Origin of the sequence: Citrobacter sp. Ce129 (assembly GCF_030334545.1) — a bacterium.
GTDB lineage: Bacteria > Pseudomonadota > Gammaproteobacteria > Enterobacterales > Enterobacteriaceae > Citrobacter > Citrobacter europaeus.
In genome coordinates this window covers 1-479 of the sequence record NZ_JAOWDS010000045.1, presented here as the reverse complement: position 1 = coordinate 479, position 479 = coordinate 1, and the positions used below count along the sequence as shown (strand labels likewise).

Here is a 479-nt window from a genome sequence, read left to right as displayed (position 1 = left end):
TACTGCTGTCACTATATGCAGCACCGTCCGGTGCCTGAGACGGCGCGTTTTGCAGAACACCCGCAGCAGTGGGGCCATATCCACTGGCCGGAAGCGCTTGACGCTGAATCACGGACGGCACCGTAAGCGACTGGGAAAATAAATATAACGGTGAGGATGCGCTTTCATTAACGCTTAATAAAAAGGATGAATATAATCACATGGCTAAAAAACCAGGCAATAAAGTAAAGCGTCGCGCATCACTGTCCGCCTCTGAGAATAAAAAAAAGGAACAGCATACAGCAAATGTTGACACGCAACGCCCCAAAAACCCTTTTTACCGCCGTTCCGTACTGATCCCGCAGGCGAAAAGATGGCAGGAGGATCTGCCGGTTCAGTGGCTGGAGCACGATGTTGAACCCAATGCTATCTGGCTGAACGAAAAGAATGATATCTGGCTGGAAATTCCCCGCTATGAGAATCAGATCTCATGGGGCGGC

Annotated in this window: 1 pseudogene; it reads left to right on the top strand. The window is 50.1% G+C overall.

The features are described 5' to 3' along the window. Positions 1 to 200 precede the first annotated feature (200 nt). Positions 201 to 479, top strand: a pseudogene (locus OGV77_RS00890) (hypothetical protein); the annotation flags it as partial.